Source organism: Aeromonas sp. MR19 (assembly GCF_963899305.1).
Taxonomy (GTDB): domain Bacteria; phylum Pseudomonadota; class Gammaproteobacteria; order Enterobacterales; family Aeromonadaceae; genus Aeromonas; species Aeromonas bestiarum.
Window position 1 is genome coordinate 306,702 of sequence record NZ_CAWQWZ010000011.1, and the last position, 13,226, is coordinate 319,927.

Genomic DNA, 13,226 nt, shown 5'->3' on the forward strand with positions numbered 1-13,226 from the left:
AGCGTTAAAGGATCAAGACTCGAACAGCGAGTCTTCGAATCGTTCCAGCTCTTCGAGGAGCTTGTCGACAAACTTGAGTTTGCGAACGCAATCAGCCGCGCTCACATCATCGCCAGCGGCGAGATCCTGCGTCAGGCGTTGCATCAACAACTGGTGATCATGCCTGATTTCGTGGCGAAAATCCTTGATGGCGCGCTCAGGCTCGGGCTCCCCTTTCAGGTCGGCCAGTCGCTCGCGCCACTCCAGTTGCTGCATCAGGAAGGTAGTGTCTTGCAGGGTTTGCTGCTCGCCACGAAGTTCGGTGCCGCGCAGGGAGAGCAGATACTCGGCTCGGCGAAGGGGCGCCTTGAGGGTCGTGAAGGCATCGTTGATCTGGGCGGCACGTTGCACCGCAACCAGCTGCTCCCGCTCGGGAGCCGTGGCAAAACGATCGGGGTGGAACTGGGTTTGCAACTGACGGTAGGTGTCCGCCAGCTGACGGGTATCGAGCTCGAAGCCTTCAACCAGCCCAAACAGCTCGAAATGATTCATGCAAGCCTCTTAGACACGTTCGCCATCACCACACTCGCCCTTGGCGCTGGCGATGTTGAACTGGCCGTTTCCGGCCAGTTCAAGCGGCAAGACATGCCGTGCGTCAAATCGGTTAGACACTGAAACTTTCGCCACAACCACACTCGCCCTTGGCGTTGGGGTTGTTGAACTGGAAGCCCTCGTTGAGCCCCTCCTTGACGAAGTCCAGCTCGGTGCCATCCAGATGGATCAGGCTCTTGGCATCGACGATGACTTTGACACCGTTTTGCTCAAACACCTGATCTTCATCCGCCAGCTCATCGACAAACTCGAGCACATAGGCAAGACCCGAACAGCCGGTGGTCTTGACGCCGAGGCGCAGGCCAATGCCCTTGCCCCGGTTGGTCAGAAAAGAGGAAACCCGTGCCGCTGCGGCATCTGTCATGGTAATGGCCATACTGCGCTCCTGACCTTAGAGACCTTTCTTCTGCTTATAATCGGCGATGGCGGCCTTGATGGCGTCCTCAGCCAGAATGGAGCAGTGGATCTTCACCGGCGGCAGGGCCAGCTCTTCGGCGATGTCGGTGTTCTTGATGCCGGCGGCTTCGTCCAGGGTCTTGCCCTTGACCCACTCGGTCACCAGGGAGCTGGAGGCAATGGCGGAACCACAGCCATAGGTCTTGAACTTGGCATCTTCGATGATGCCGTCGTCGCTGATCTTCAGCTGCAGCTTCATCACGTCGCCACAAGCCGGGGCGCCAACCATGCCGGTCGCAATGTTGGGATCGTTCTTGTCGAAGCCACCTACGTTGCGGGGATTCTCGTAGTGGTCGATTACTTTTTCACTGTAAGCCATATCTAACTCCTGCTAATTCCGTTGATCACTGATCCTGTGGATCAGTGATGAGCCCATTCGACCGTGTTCAGATCGACGCCGTCTTTGTACATCTCCCACAGGGGAGACATCTCGCGCAAACGACCGATGGAGTCACGGATAAGCTTGATTGCGTAATCAATCTCTTCTTCTGTGGTGAAGCGACCCAGACTGAAACGAATGGAGCTGTGCGCCAGCTCGTCGTTCAGACCCAGTGCACGCAGCACATAGGAGGGCTCCAGGCTGGCCGAGGTACAGGCAGAGCCGGAAGAGACCGCCAGATCCTTCAACGCCATGATGAGGGATTCCCCTTCCACATAGGCGAAGCTGACGTTCAGGTTGCCCGGCACACGCTGTTCAAGGTCACCGTTGATGTAAACGGCTTCGATGTCCTTGATGCCATCCCACAGACGCTGACGCAGGGCCATGATGCGTTGACCTTCACTCACCATCTCTTCCCTGGCGATGCGGAAGGCCTCGCCCATGCCGACGATCTGGTGGGTCGGCAGGGTGCCGGAACGCATGCCGCGCTCATGACCGCCACCGTGCATCTGGGCTTCCAGACGAACGCGCGGCTTGCGGCGCACGTAGAGGGCACCTATGCCTTTGGGGCCGTATACCTTGTGGGCGGACATGGAGAGCAGATCCACTTTCAGGGCTTCCACATCCACCGGGATCTTGCCCACGCTCTGGACAGCGTCCACGTGCAGCAGGATCTTGCGGGAGCGGCACAGATCGCCGATGGCGGCAATGTTCTGCACCACGCCGATCTCGTTGTTCACATGCATGATGCTGACCAGAATGGTGTCATCGCGCAGGGCACCTTCGATCTGCTCCAGAGTGAACAGGCCGTTCGGCATCGGCTCGAGGTAGGTCACCTCATAGCCTTCACGCTCCAGCTGGCGGCAGGTGTCAAGTACTGCCTTGTGCTCTGTCTTGGAGGTGATGATGTGTTTGCCCTTGCCAGCATAGAAATGGGCAACGCCCTTGATGGCCAGGTTGTTGGATTCTGTCGCGCCGGAGGTGAAGACGATCTCGCGCGGGTCGGCACCGATCAGCTCTGCCACTTGATTACGGGCCAGGTCTACCGCCTCTTCGGCTTGCCAGCCAAAGCGGTGGGAACGGGATGCTGGATTGCCGAACAGGCCATCCATGGTGAGACACTGCATCATTTTTTCTGCGACACGCGGGTCCACCGGACAGGTTGCCGAATAATCAAGGTAAATAGGCAGTTTCATGTTTTTCTCCGTTACAGCCAGGGTCACACATCGACCGACTGTGGAAAGCACGTTTGTTTATAGTTGGACTTTCAAGCTCACATCGCCGCGTTCTGCCCGATCAACCAGGGACAACACGGTTTTCATTTGTTCGTCTTGCTTGCCGGCGATCCGGCGCACATCCGCCTGACCCACCAGCTCTGCCAGGGTGATATCCCCCAGGAAACTGGAAATGCGCTCGCTGAGATCACGCCACAGGGAGTGAGTGAGGCACTGGGTGCCGCCGTGGCAGCCGCCTTTGCCGAGGCACTTGGTGGCATCCACCGACTCGTCGACCGCGGTGATCACCTGACCGACCGAGATGGCATCAGGGGCCAGACCGAGGCGATAACCGCCACCCGGGCCACGTACGCTGCTCACCAGGCCATGCTTGCGCAGGCGGGCAAACAGTTGCTCCAGATAGGACAAGGAGATGCCCTGGCGTTCTGAAATATCAGCCAGAGGCACGGGCCCCTGCTCTGCATGCAACGCCACGTCGAGCATGGCAGTCACAGCGTAACGTCCTTTTGAGGTCAGTCTCATATGCCTTACCGTCTTGCGAACCAATCAATATGGGCATATGGTCACATACCCGACTAAAACAGTCAAGTATATGGTTGAGTAAACCAGTCAGGTTTAATCCTGCGGTTTCGGCTTCTGTACCGAGGTCAAAATGCCGCGCAGAATGTTGAGTTCCACCGTTTCCGGACGGGCTCGATTGAACAGGCGACGCAGCTTGCTCATCACCTGCCCCGGATGATCATCGGCGATGAAACCCGTCTTGAGCAGGGTCTGCTCCAGGTGCTGATAGAAACCTTCCAGCTGATCGGCACTGGGATAATCCGCCTCGCTCTCCACCTCGGGAACCTGATCCTGCAACCAGTGCATCCGCACTTCGTAGCAGATGGTCTGCACCGCCATGGCCAGATTGAGGGAGCTGTATTCGGGGTTGGCCGCAATGGCCACGTGGTAGTGGCACTTCTGCAGCTCGTCGTTGGTGAGACCGGTGCGTTCACGACCAAACACCAGGGCCACCGGATGCTTCACGCCCTCCACCACAGCCTTCTCCCCCGCTTCGCGAGGATCCAGCATGGGCCAGCTCAGGGTCCGGGAACGGGCGCTGGTGCCTATGACCAGACCACAATCGGCAATGGCTTCATCCAGCGTCGAGACGATACGGGCATTGGCCAGTACATCGCTGGCCCCTGCAGCCAGGGCCATGGCGTTGTCATCTGGCAGGGTCTGCGGATCAACCAACACCAGTTGAGTCAGTCCCATGGTCTTCATGGCGCGCGCCGCAGAGCCCATGTTGCCGGTGTGAGAAGTGTTTACCAACACGATACGAATCTGATCCAACATGCCCAGTCAATCTTCAGTCAAAAATGGCGCGCAATTGTAACATAGCCAATCGCTATTTTGGCACCGTAAAAGGCGCGCCATTTCACAACAAAACCATCATTGTGTAGAACAAAGCATCATGAGCGGAGGCTGACCGCAGGCTAAACTTGGAGGATGTGTGGATCTAGGAGCGGAGGCAACATGTGCCCACGCTGGCTTTATGAGAGGTTACCCGTCTGCTATCTGCTGACCGCGGTCGGCACGCTCACGCTTACCCAGACCCCCTTGCTCTGGCTGGCGGGCAGCCTGTTGTTTGTCGCAGGTGCCGTCATCTGGATGATGCGATCCAGCTATCGGCGCACCGATCTGGTCATCTTTCCGACCAAACGCTGGTTCCAGCCGGAGTGGCTGTACGAGGCGCAGCCCTTCGTCTGGCTGGCGCTGGGCCTGTTGCTCTCCCGCCTCCCCAACGCCACTGCCCTGCTGGCCTTGCTCCCTTGCGTCTGGGCCTGCCGCTGTCTGTGGGCACGCAGTCACTATCGCCACCATGCCGGTGGCCTGGCATCACACCTGAGACGGGACCCCGCCCGTCGGCGCAGAGTGCGGCTCCTGCGCTGACGCGGTCCGTGCCCGTTCGATGAAGGTGGCAAGATCCATCAGCGGGTAGCGCATCAGGCTCGGCAAGCCAGCCAGATCCAGGCTGTCCATCAGGTTCTTCACCTCCAGTCCCAGCTCGGTATCCCCTTCAATCTTCAGCTTCCGCTGAAAGAAAAGGGAATCGGGATCTTCCTTGCGACCGGCGATCAATATGAGGTCGTTGGTGGTGCCGCTGAAGCAGACATCCGCCCGCTCACAATCGCGGGCCACCACCAGTTTTCCATCCTGTTCGCTGATGAACCAGCACAGCTCGAGATCCGATACCTCGACCTTGAGCCATTTGCCGGCCAGAAATTCGAAGTCACCATCCTGGATGGCTTCCTTGAACACCCGTGCCAGCAGGCGCTCCATCAGGTTCTGCTGCAGCGCAAACGGCACCAACTTGAGGGGGCGGCGCAGAAAGCGGGGAGCCTGTTCGACCAGGCGACATTGCAGTTGTTGAAACACGATAAACTCCCAGTTTTTTGCGCATTCAAACACAGGGCCACGCTCTGGATCCTGTTGGAAATCAAACTTGTGCCGACTTACCTCAAGAAGGGTAAAGCCACACAAAGCTGCCTCAGGTCAAAAAGTGGGAAGGCATCGATGAATACAATCGGGCCACTTTTGCATTTTTTGCCCTCTCGGAGCGTACCCGATGGAATTACTCTGTCCGGCAGGCAGTTTGCCGGCACTGAAAACAGCCGTGGATAACGGGGCCGATGCGGTTTACATCGGTTTCAAGGATGACACCAATGCCCGCCACTTTGCCGGCCTCAACTTCACCGACAGCAAGCTGGAAAAGGCGGTGGACTACGTGCACCAGCATGGCCGCAAGCTGCACATCGCCATCAATACCTTCGCCCACCCGGGCTCGGATGCCAGATGGAAGCAGGCTGTGGACCGGGGGGTGGCGCTCGGTGCCGACGCCCTGATCATCGCCGATCTCGCCGTGCTCGATTACGCCAGCCGCCATCATCCGGACATGGAGCTGCACGTCTCTGTGCAGGCCAGCGCCACCAATGCCGCCGCCATCCGCTTCTATCAGCAGCATTTCAACGTCGGCCGGGTGGTGTTGCCACGGGTGCTCTCCATGCATCAGGTCAGACAGCTGGCCCGCGAGACCGATGTCGGCCTCGAGGTGTTCGCCTTTGGCAGCCTCTGCATCATGGCCGAGGGGCGCTGCTATCTCTCCTCCTACATGACAGGCGAGAGTCCCAATACCGTGGGTGCCTGCTCACCGGCCAAGTTTGTGCGCTGGGAGGAGACACCGACTGGCCTCGAGTCCCGCCTCAACGAGGTGCTGATCGACCGCTACGGCCCGGGTGAAAACGCCGGTTACCCGACCCTGTGCAAGGGCCGCTTCGAGGTGGATGGCCAGACCTACCACGCCCTGGAGGAGCCGACCAGTCTCAACACGCTCGGCCTCTTGCCCGAGCTGTTCCAGACCGGGATCCAGTCGGTCAAGATCGAGGGGCGCCAGCGCAGTCCCGCCTACGTGGAGCAGGTCACCCGGGTCTGGCGCGCGGCCATCGATGCCTACCAGGCCAATCCCGAGGGCTATAGCGTCAAGGCCGAGTGGGATGCCCAGCTCGCCCGCGTCTCCGAGGGGAGTCAGACTACCCTGGGTGCCTATCATCGTCAGTGGCAATAAAGGAGCTCAACCACATGCAATTCTCTCTCGGGCCTCTGCTCTTCTACTGGCCCAAGGCCGACACCCAGACCTTCTACGACGCCGCGGCACAAAGCCAGGCGGACATCATCTATCTGGGGGAAACCGTCTGCAGCAAGCGCCGCGAACTGAAAGTAGATGACTGGATCGCCCTCGCCCGCCAGGTGGCGACCTCGGGCAAGCAGGCGGTGCTCTCCACCCTGGCGCTGATCTCGGCCCCCTCGGAGCTCAAGGAGGTGAAGCGGCTGGTCGACAATGGCGATCTCATGGTCGAGGCCAACGATCTCGGCACGGTGCAACTTGCCTGGGAGGCGGGGATCCCGTTTGTCTGCGGTCCGGCCATCAATGCCTACAACGCCGACGTGCTGCGCATGCTGCTCAAACAGGGGATGCAACGCTGGGTGATGCCGGTGGAGCTGTCGCGCGACTGGCTGGTGCAGCTCAATCAGGATCTGGGCAGCGCTCGCCAGCAGTTCGAAGTGGAGGTGTTCGCCTACGGCCACCTGCCGCTCGCCTACTCGGCGCGCTGCTTCACCGCCCGCTCCCTCGACAAGCCCAAGGACAGCTGCGAGCTCGCCTGTATCCACTACCCCACGGGGCGCCTCGCCAGCAGCCGGGAGGGACAGAAGGTGTTCAACCTCAACGGTATCCAGACCCAGTCCGGCTACTGCTACAACTTGGGCAACGAGCTCAAAACGATGGACGGTCTGGTGGACGTGGTGCGCCTCTCTCCCGAAGGGATGGAGACACTGGAGATGCTGGCCAGCTTCAAGGCCAATGTGCAGGGTCAGGCTCCTCTCCCCCTGCAGCAGGAGCGGGACTGCAACGGTTACTGGCGTCAGATCCCCGGCATGAGCCTGGTGGAATAACGCCACTCCCATGCCAGAGCGCAGACAGGTCTGGGCGCTGTTGCCACGGCTACTGTTGCCAAATACCCCCGGCATAGGCCTAGTGGAATAACGCCACACCCATGCCAGAGCTCAGACAGCAAAAAGGCCTCATTGTGAGGCCTTTTTTACATCGCGAGAGCCTGTAATCAGGAGGCCTGCTTGCTGCTCTTGCCCTGTGCGCTCTGGGCACCCGGCGGCAAGGGTTTGCGCGCCATCAGCTCCAGCTCGAGCAGGGCATATCTGTGCTCGATGAAGTCGTACACGTTGTTGGCGAGTGCCAGCTTGAAGTAGCTGATGGCTTCCTTGCGGTTGCCCTTGGCCAGTTCAAACTTGCCGAGGTAGAAATAGGTTTCACACAGGCGCTCGGCAAGCTCCCGGTTGTCCTTCACCCCTTTCACCACGTTGCCCATCAACTGGGTCGCATTGAGCTCGCCTGTGTAGAGGCGAACCAGATCCCAGTTCCAGGCGTCATCGTCATATTTGTTGAGACGCTCGCGCATCCGGCTCATGGCGGCCGGCGCGTTGAGCTTCTGCTCGGCCAGATAGAGCCAGATCACCCGATAGGGATCTTCCGGCTGCGCTTCATAGAAGCGTTTCATATCGGCTGCGGCCAGCTCGGGACGATTGCCGTAATAGAGCGCTATGCCACGGTTGAGATAGGCATAGTCATAATCGGGAGCCAGCTCGAGAGCGGAATCAAATGCCTCGTAGGCTTCGTCATAATTCTGCTGCTGCACCAGATAGACACCGATGAAGTTGTAGGCCTCGGCAAAATCCGGTTTCTCCCGCAAGGCCCGGTTGAAATCCAGCCTAGCCAGGGAGCGCAAGCCGACCCGGTCAAACACCACGGCACGCTCATAAAACAGTTCAGCCCGTTGCTCGGTGGTCAATTCCATCTCACCGAGCATCTGCCCGAGTCGCGCCAACGCCAACTCGCTCTGGTAAGAGACCTGCAGGGGGGTCGCCAATACCAGTGAAGCGGGTTGCGGCTTGGGAACTTGAGGCGCTTCAACCTGACTGCTACTGCTGCAACCCCACATGGGGAGCAGCAACAGGATACCAAGGAGGTATCCAATCCCTTTCCTGACGTTCAATGAACACTCCGACGCTTACGCTTGACCCCGCATATGGTAAAGGTCAACCGACACTTTGTCATGTGGCTGATCCTCTCTCCCTCAAATAAATCAGGATTCGACAGGGTATCCGGCATCACACCAGCCCCGAAAGCCACCATCTACGCTGACAACCTGGCTATAACCCATCTTCTGCAGGTTATCCGCCACCAGGATGGAGCGAAATCCCCCACCACAATAGAGGTAGAGCTCGGTGGCCGGATCCGGATAACGAGTCTCTATGTCGCGCTCTATCACGCCACGGCCCAGGTATTCGGCCCCCGGCAGATGACCCCTTGCCCACTCGCTCTCTTCCCGCACGTCGATCAGATGAAAGGCGCGCCCCTCATCCTGCCAGCGTTTGACCTGATGCACGTCTGTCTCTTGCACCTGGGGACGAACGGCCTCTACCAGCGCCAGAAAACGGGGATTGTGTTGCATGGCTTGCTCCTTGCCTTGGATGATAGGAGATGGGTAACGGGGAGCATAATGACTCACCCGGGCCATAAGAGAAAGGGCGCCTCGCGGCGCCCTTGTCGTTTACGGCAGGATCTCTTGCTGATCCGCGCCCTCTTTTTCCACCTGGGTCGGCAGCATGTGCTCCCGCTTGACCCCGAAGAACATGGCTGAGGCACTCGCCACATAGATGGAGGAGTAGGTCCCGAAGGCCACCCCGATCACCATGGCGATGGCAAAACCGTGGATCAGCGGACCGCCCTTGAGCAGCAGCGCCACTACCACCACGAAGGTCAACCCCGAGGTGATGATGGTCCGGCTCAGGGTCTCGGTCATGGAAAGATCCATGATTTCGCTGGTATTTCCCTTGCGCACCTTGCGAAAGTTCTCCCGCAGCCGGTCGAACACCACTATGGTGTCGTTCAGGGAGTAACCCACCAGCGTCATCAGCGCCGCCAGCACGGTCAAGTCGAACTCGTACTGGAAGTAGGCGAAGATGCCGAGGGTGATGATGACATCGTGCGCCAGAGAGAGAATGCCCCCCATGGCCAGACGCCATTCGAAGCGCACAGCCACGTAGATCAGGATACAGATGATGGAGGCCAGCATGGCCAGGGCACCGTCGGTCGCCAGCTCGTCACCCACTGAGGGGCCGACGAATTCGACGCGCTTGAGCACGGCGCTCTGATCGATCAACTTGGCTGCAGCCAGCACTTCGTTACCCTGCTGCTCCACCTTGACCCCCTCTTTCGGGGTCATACGCACCAGCACGTCACGGCTGGAGCCGAAGAATTGCAGGGTCGCCCCTTCAATCTTCTGCTGATCCAGCGCCTCATGCATCTTGTCCAGGCTCACCGATTGCTGGAATCCCACCTCTATGGTGGTACCACCGGTGAAGTCCAGACCCCAGTTCAGACCCCGATCGAACAGGCAGAACAGGGCGAGTATCGTCAGCAGGGCAGAGAACACCATTCCCGACTTGGCGAAGCGCATGAAGGGAATGGGCTTTTCAAAATGTAGAATCTGAAACATGTCTCTTCCTTAGATCGGCAGCTTGTCGATGCGCCGTCCACCCCAGGCCAGGTTGATGATGGCGCGGGATACCGTGATGGCCGTAAACATGGAGGCACTCAGACCAATGCCCAGCGTCAGGGCGAAGCCCTTGATGGCGCCGGTGCCGATACCGAACAGGATCACGCAGGTGATGAGCGAGGTGACGTTGGAGTCGGCGATGGTCGAGAAGGCGCGGTCGAAGCCCAGATGGATGGCTTGCTGCACCCCGCGACCGTTGCGGATCTCTTCACGAATACGCTCGTAGATCAGCACGTTGGCATCCACCGCCATCCCTAAGGTCAGGACGATACCGGCAATGCCCGGCAGTGTCATGGTGGCCCCGGGGATCATCGACATGATGCCGACGATCAGCACCAGGTTCATGGTAAGCGCCAGGTTGGCCACCCAGCCGAATGCACGGTAGTAGATCCCCATGAACAGCACGATCACCAGCATGGCCCAGCCGATGGCTTCCATACCGCTGTCGATGTTCTGCTGACCCAGGCTCGGGCCTATGGTGCGTTCTTCGACGATCTGGATCGGGGCTATCAGGGCACCGGCACGCAACAGCAGCGCCAGGTTGTGGGCTTCGTTCGCGTTGTCGATACCCGTGATGCGGAACTGGCTGCCAAGACGCGACTGGATGGTGGCGACGTTGATCACCTCCTCCTGCTTGCGGAACTTGCGCTTGCCATCCGGACCCGGCTGACCGACCGGCTTGTATTCGATGAACACTGTGGCCATGCCTTTACCGACGTTGTCCTTGGTAAAGTTGGCCATCTTGTTGCCACCCTGGCCATCAAGCTTGATGTTGACCTGGGGACGGCTGTATTCGTCGAAACCAGACTGGGCACCCACTATGTGGTCACCGGTCAGTATGATGCGCTTTTGCAGCACGACGGGACGGCCGTTGCGATCGTTGTAGACCTTGGAGCTCGGTGGCACCCGGCCATCGGCGGCAGCCTGGATGTCGGCAGTCTCATCGACCATGTGGAATTCCAGGGTCGCGGTCGCGCCCAGGATCTCCTTGGCACGGGCCGTGTCCTGAATACCGGGCAGCTCCACCACGATGCGCTCGGCACCCTGCTGTTGTACCAGCGGCTCGGCCACACCCAGCTCGTTCACCCGGTTACGGATGATGGTGATGTTCTGCTCGAGGGCGTACTTCTTCACTTCCTTGATCTTGGCTTCACTCAGACCCGCCAGCAGGATGAACTCATCCCCCTTCTGTTCTGTGGTAAAGGTGAGATCTGGGTTCTGACGACGCAGGTGAGAGACCGCCTTGGCCTGATCCGCTTCATCGCGGAACAGCACCTGAACCTGATCACCGGCCCGACGCACGCCGGAATAACGGATCTTCTGGGTACGCAGCTCGGCGCGGAAATCCTGCACCATCTGCTCTTGCTGCTTGGTCAGCGCCTCGGCCATGTCCACTTCCATCAGGAAGTGCACACCGCCGCGCAGGTCAAGACCCAGCTTGAGCGGGTTGGCACCGATGGCTTCGAGCCAGGCAGGCGTGGAGGGTGCCAGGTTGAGAGCGGTAATGAAGTTGTCGCCCAGCTTGTTGGCGACGACGTCGCGCGCCTTGAGCTGTTCTTCGGTGTTCTTGAAACGGATCAGAATGAAACCGTGCTCGAACGCAGCATGCTTGACCGGGATCTGAGCCGCATCCAGCGTCTCTTTCACCAGATCAAGCGTCTCTAGCTTGACTTCGGCACCCCGGCTGGCAGAGATCTGCAAGGCCGGGTCTTCGCCGTAAAGATTGGGGGCTGCATATAGAAAACCGATGGCGATCACGAAGACCACCATCAGGTATTTCCACAGCGGATAGCGATTTAACACGCTGTGCTCCTCGGGAGATTAAAGGGACTGAATAGAACCCTTGGGCAGAACGGCAGAGACGAAATCACGTTTGATGGTGACTTGAGTCTGATCATTCAGGGCCAGCACAATGTATTCGCTATCGGCGGACACCTTGGCAATCTTGCCGACTAGGCCACCGGAAGTGAGCACTTCATCACCCTTGGAGAGGGAGCTCATCAGATCACGATGAGTCTTGGCGCGCTTGGCCTGGGGACGATAGATCATGAAGTAGAAAATAAGGCCGAACACGGCCAGCATGATGATCATTTCCATACCACCACCCTGTGCACCCGGAACTGCGCCTTCTGCATACGCCTTGGAGATAATGCTCATTTAACAACCTCTTATTGATGTAGATTTGAGAACTGGCTTATATATCGTTGTTATTTCACGTCATTTTCAGCTAACGGAGGCACAGGCTTCCCTTGCCGACGGTAAAACTCAGCTACAAAGTCGTCTAATTTACCCTGCTCGATCGCGTCCCGCAAACCCTGCATCACACGCTGGTAATAACGCAGGTTGTGAATGGTGTTCAGACGGGCACCGAGGATCTCGTTGCACTTGTCCAGATGGTACAAATAGCTGCGGGTGTAGTTCTTGCAGGTGTAGCAATCGCAATCGGCATCCAGGGTGCTGGTGTCGCTGCGATACTTGGCGTTGCGGATCTTGACCACACCATCTGTGGTGAACAGATGGCCGTTGCGGGCATTGCGGGTCGGCATCACGCAGTCGAACATGTCGACCCCGCGGCGCACCCCTTCCACCAAGTCTTCCGGCTTGCCCACGCCCATCAGGTAACGCGGCTTGTCGGCCGGAATTTTCGGGCAGACGTGTTCGAGGATGCGATGCATGTCTTCCTTGGGCTCACCCACCGCCAGACCACCGACCGCATAACCGTCGAAGCCGATCTCCAGCAGGCCGTTGAGAGAGACATCCCGCAGCTCTTCATACACGGAGCCCTGAATGATACCGAACAGGGCATTCTTGTTGCCCAGGGCATCAAACTTGTCGCGCGAGCGCTTGCCCCAGCGCAGGGACATCTCCATGGACTTGCGCGCCTCTTCGTACGTGGCCGGATACGGGGTGCACTCGTCGAAGATCATCACGATATCGGAGCCCAGATCGTACTGGATCTCCATGGATTTCTCGGGGTCGAGGAAGATCTTCTCGCCATTGATGGGGTGACGGAAGTGCACGCCCGCCTCGGTGATCTTGCGAATGTGCCCCAGGCTGAACACCTGGAAACCACCCGAGTCGGTCAGGATCGGGCCCTGCCAGTTCATGAAGTCATGCAGATCGCCGTGGGCGCGCATCACTTCCTGCCCCGGCCGCAGCCAGAGGTGGAAGGTGTTGCCAAGCAGGATCTGGGCACCTGTCTCGCGCACTTCTTCCGGGGTCATCCCCTTGACGGTGCCATAGGTACCGACCGGCATAAAGGCTGGGGTCTGCACTGTGCCGCGCTCGAATACCAACTGGCCGCGACGGGCACGGCCGTCGGTGGTTTTCAGTTCAAATTTCATTGCTACCTCGTTGCGTCAGAGAAACAGTCTGACAATAGAGAGCCCG

The 13,226-nt window shown here is 58.9% G+C and carries 16 protein-coding genes; 3 read left to right on the plus strand and 13 right to left on the minus strand.

Annotation, left to right across the window (positions count from 1 at the left end; genetic code table 11):
• Nucleotides 1-12 precede the first annotated feature (12 nt).
• The 6 genes from hscB to trmJ form a co-directional block, all read right to left on the minus strand.
• Entirely contained in the window at nt 13-531 is a 519-nt protein-coding gene (hscB, locus tag AACQ95_RS07150; RefSeq protein ID WP_043136762.1) for a co-chaperone HscB, read from the minus strand.
• A gap of 112 nt (nt 532-643) precedes the next feature.
• Nucleotides 644-967 (minus strand): iron-sulfur cluster assembly protein IscA, encoded by a 324-nt coding sequence (gene iscA / locus AACQ95_RS07155; protein WP_042865868.1) that lies wholly within the window; start codon nt 965-967, stop codon nt 644-646.
• 15 nt (nt 968-982) lie between these two features.
• The gene (gene iscU / locus AACQ95_RS07160; protein WP_005310405.1) at nt 983-1,366 is read right to left on the minus strand and encodes a Fe-S cluster assembly scaffold IscU; all 384 of its coding nucleotides are present in this window, start codon (nt 1,364-1,366) and stop codon (nt 983-985) included.
• Between the two features lie 41 nt (nt 1,367-1,407).
• Nucleotides 1,408-2,622: an IscS subfamily cysteine desulfurase gene (locus AACQ95_RS07165; protein ID WP_043136767.1), complete on the minus strand. Its 1,215-nt coding sequence runs from the start codon at nt 2,620-2,622 to the stop codon at nt 1,408-1,410.
• Between the two features lie 57 nt (nt 2,623-2,679).
• On the minus strand, nt 2,680-3,183 hold the full coding sequence (iscR, locus tag AACQ95_RS07170) for a Fe-S cluster assembly transcriptional regulator IscR (protein WP_042865866.1): 504 nt from the start codon (nt 3,181-3,183) through the stop codon (nt 2,680-2,682).
• Nucleotides 3,184-3,276: 93 nt separating this feature from the next.
• Nucleotides 3,277-3,999, minus strand: coding sequence for a tRNA (cytosine(32)/uridine(32)-2'-O)-methyltransferase TrmJ (gene trmJ, locus AACQ95_RS07175; protein ID WP_241278178.1), 723 nt, complete (start codon nt 3,997-3,999; stop codon nt 3,277-3,279).
• A gap of 180 nt (nt 4,000-4,179) precedes the next feature.
• Between trmJ and AACQ95_RS07180 the strand changes: the two genes are divergently transcribed.
• A complete protein-coding gene (locus tag AACQ95_RS07180) occupies nt 4,180-4,596 on the plus strand; it encodes a hypothetical protein (protein WP_043136773.1) in 417 nt (138 codons plus the stop codon).
• Here AACQ95_RS07180 and ubiT read toward each other — a convergent pair.
• Nucleotides 4,543-5,082: a ubiquinone anaerobic biosynthesis accessory factor UbiT gene (gene ubiT, locus AACQ95_RS07185; protein ID WP_043137002.1), complete on the minus strand. Its 540-nt coding sequence runs from the start codon at nt 5,080-5,082 to the stop codon at nt 4,543-4,545. The two genes, AACQ95_RS07180 and ubiT, sit on opposite strands and share 54 nt — an antisense overlap.
• 190 nt (nt 5,083-5,272) lie before the next feature.
• Here ubiT and ubiU point away from each other — a divergent pair, with 190 nt between their 5' ends.
• Both ubiU and AACQ95_RS07195 read left to right on the plus strand, forming a co-directional pair.
• Nucleotides 5,273-6,268: a ubiquinone anaerobic biosynthesis protein UbiU gene (gene ubiU, locus AACQ95_RS07190; protein ID WP_241278179.1), complete on the plus strand. Its 996-nt coding sequence runs from the start codon at nt 5,273-5,275 to the stop codon at nt 6,266-6,268.
• Between the two features lie 14 nt (nt 6,269-6,282).
• Nucleotides 6,283-7,155 (plus strand): U32 family peptidase, encoded by an 873-nt coding sequence (locus tag AACQ95_RS07195; protein WP_241278180.1) that lies wholly within the window; start codon nt 6,283-6,285, stop codon nt 7,153-7,155.
• A 167-nt stretch (nt 7,156-7,322) separates the two neighbouring features.
• Here the strand turns inward: AACQ95_RS07195 and nlpI are convergent, their stop codons facing one another.
• From nlpI to tgt, 6 genes are all read right to left on the minus strand, one after another.
• Complete coding sequence (gene nlpI / locus AACQ95_RS07200) at nt 7,323-8,270, minus strand: lipoprotein NlpI (protein ID WP_280136097.1); 948 nt, start codon at nt 8,268-8,270, stop codon at nt 7,323-7,325.
• Nucleotides 8,271-8,360: 90 nt separating this feature from the next.
• Nucleotides 8,361-8,729: a rhodanese-like domain-containing protein gene (locus tag AACQ95_RS07205; RefSeq protein ID WP_241278181.1), complete on the minus strand. Its 369-nt coding sequence runs from the start codon at nt 8,727-8,729 to the stop codon at nt 8,361-8,363.
• Between the two features lie 99 nt (nt 8,730-8,828).
• A complete protein-coding gene (gene secF / locus AACQ95_RS07210) occupies nt 8,829-9,776 on the minus strand; it encodes a protein translocase subunit SecF (protein WP_043136784.1) in 948 nt (315 codons plus the stop codon).
• Between the two features lie 9 nt (nt 9,777-9,785).
• Nucleotides 9,786-11,639 (minus strand): protein translocase subunit SecD, encoded by a 1,854-nt coding sequence (gene secD / locus AACQ95_RS07215; protein ID WP_043555278.1) that lies wholly within the window; start codon nt 11,637-11,639, stop codon nt 9,786-9,788.
• 18 nt (nt 11,640-11,657) lie between these two features.
• Nucleotides 11,658-11,993 (minus strand): preprotein translocase subunit YajC, encoded by a 336-nt coding sequence (yajC, locus tag AACQ95_RS07220; RefSeq protein ID WP_098984364.1) that lies wholly within the window; start codon nt 11,991-11,993, stop codon nt 11,658-11,660.
• Between the two features lie 50 nt (nt 11,994-12,043).
• Entirely contained in the window at nt 12,044-13,180 is a 1,137-nt protein-coding gene (tgt, locus tag AACQ95_RS07225) for a tRNA guanosine(34) transglycosylase Tgt (protein ID WP_042865859.1), read from the minus strand.
• Nucleotides 13,181-13,226 lie beyond the last annotated feature (46 nt).

Excerpts from the sequence above, each read along its gene's own strand:
- AACQ95_RS07180 (WP_043136773.1), top strand. The coding sequence starts at position 4,180 with ATGTGCCCACGCTGGCTTTATGAGAGGTTACCCGTCTGCTATCTGCTG.
- iscA (WP_042865868.1), bottom strand. The coding sequence starts at position 967 with ATGGCCATTACCATGACAGATGCCGCAGCGGCACGGGTTTCCTCTTTT.
- trmJ (WP_241278178.1), bottom strand. The coding sequence starts at position 3,999 with ATGTTGGATCAGATTCGTATCGTGTTGGTAAACACTTCTCACACCGGC.
- secF (WP_043136784.1), bottom strand. The coding sequence starts at position 9,776 with ATGTTTCAGATTCTACATTTTGAAAAGCCCATTCCCTTCATGCGCTTC.
- AACQ95_RS07165 (WP_043136767.1), bottom strand. The coding sequence starts at position 2,622 with ATGAAACTGCCTATTTACCTTGATTATTCGGCAACCTGTCCGGTGGAC.
- hscB (WP_043136762.1), bottom strand. The coding sequence starts at position 531 with ATGAATCATTTCGAGCTGTTTGGGCTGGTTGAAGGCTTCGAGCTCGAT.
- iscR (WP_042865866.1), bottom strand. The coding sequence starts at position 3,183 with ATGAGACTGACCTCAAAAGGACGTTACGCTGTGACTGCCATGCTCGAC.
- tgt (WP_042865859.1), bottom strand. The coding sequence starts at position 13,180 with ATGAAATTTGAACTGAAAACCACCGACGGCCGTGCCCGTCGCGGCCAG.
- yajC (WP_098984364.1), bottom strand. The coding sequence starts at position 11,993 with ATGAGCATTATCTCCAAGGCGTATGCAGAAGGCGCAGTTCCGGGTGCA.
- AACQ95_RS07205 (WP_241278181.1), bottom strand. The coding sequence starts at position 8,729 with ATGCAACACAATCCCCGTTTTCTGGCGCTGGTAGAGGCCGTTCGTCCC.
- AACQ95_RS07195 (WP_241278180.1), top strand. The coding sequence starts at position 6,283 with ATGCAATTCTCTCTCGGGCCTCTGCTCTTCTACTGGCCCAAGGCCGAC.
- ubiU (WP_241278179.1), top strand. The coding sequence starts at position 5,273 with ATGGAATTACTCTGTCCGGCAGGCAGTTTGCCGGCACTGAAAACAGCC.
- iscU (WP_005310405.1), bottom strand. The coding sequence starts at position 1,366 with ATGGCTTACAGTGAAAAAGTAATCGACCACTACGAGAATCCCCGCAAC.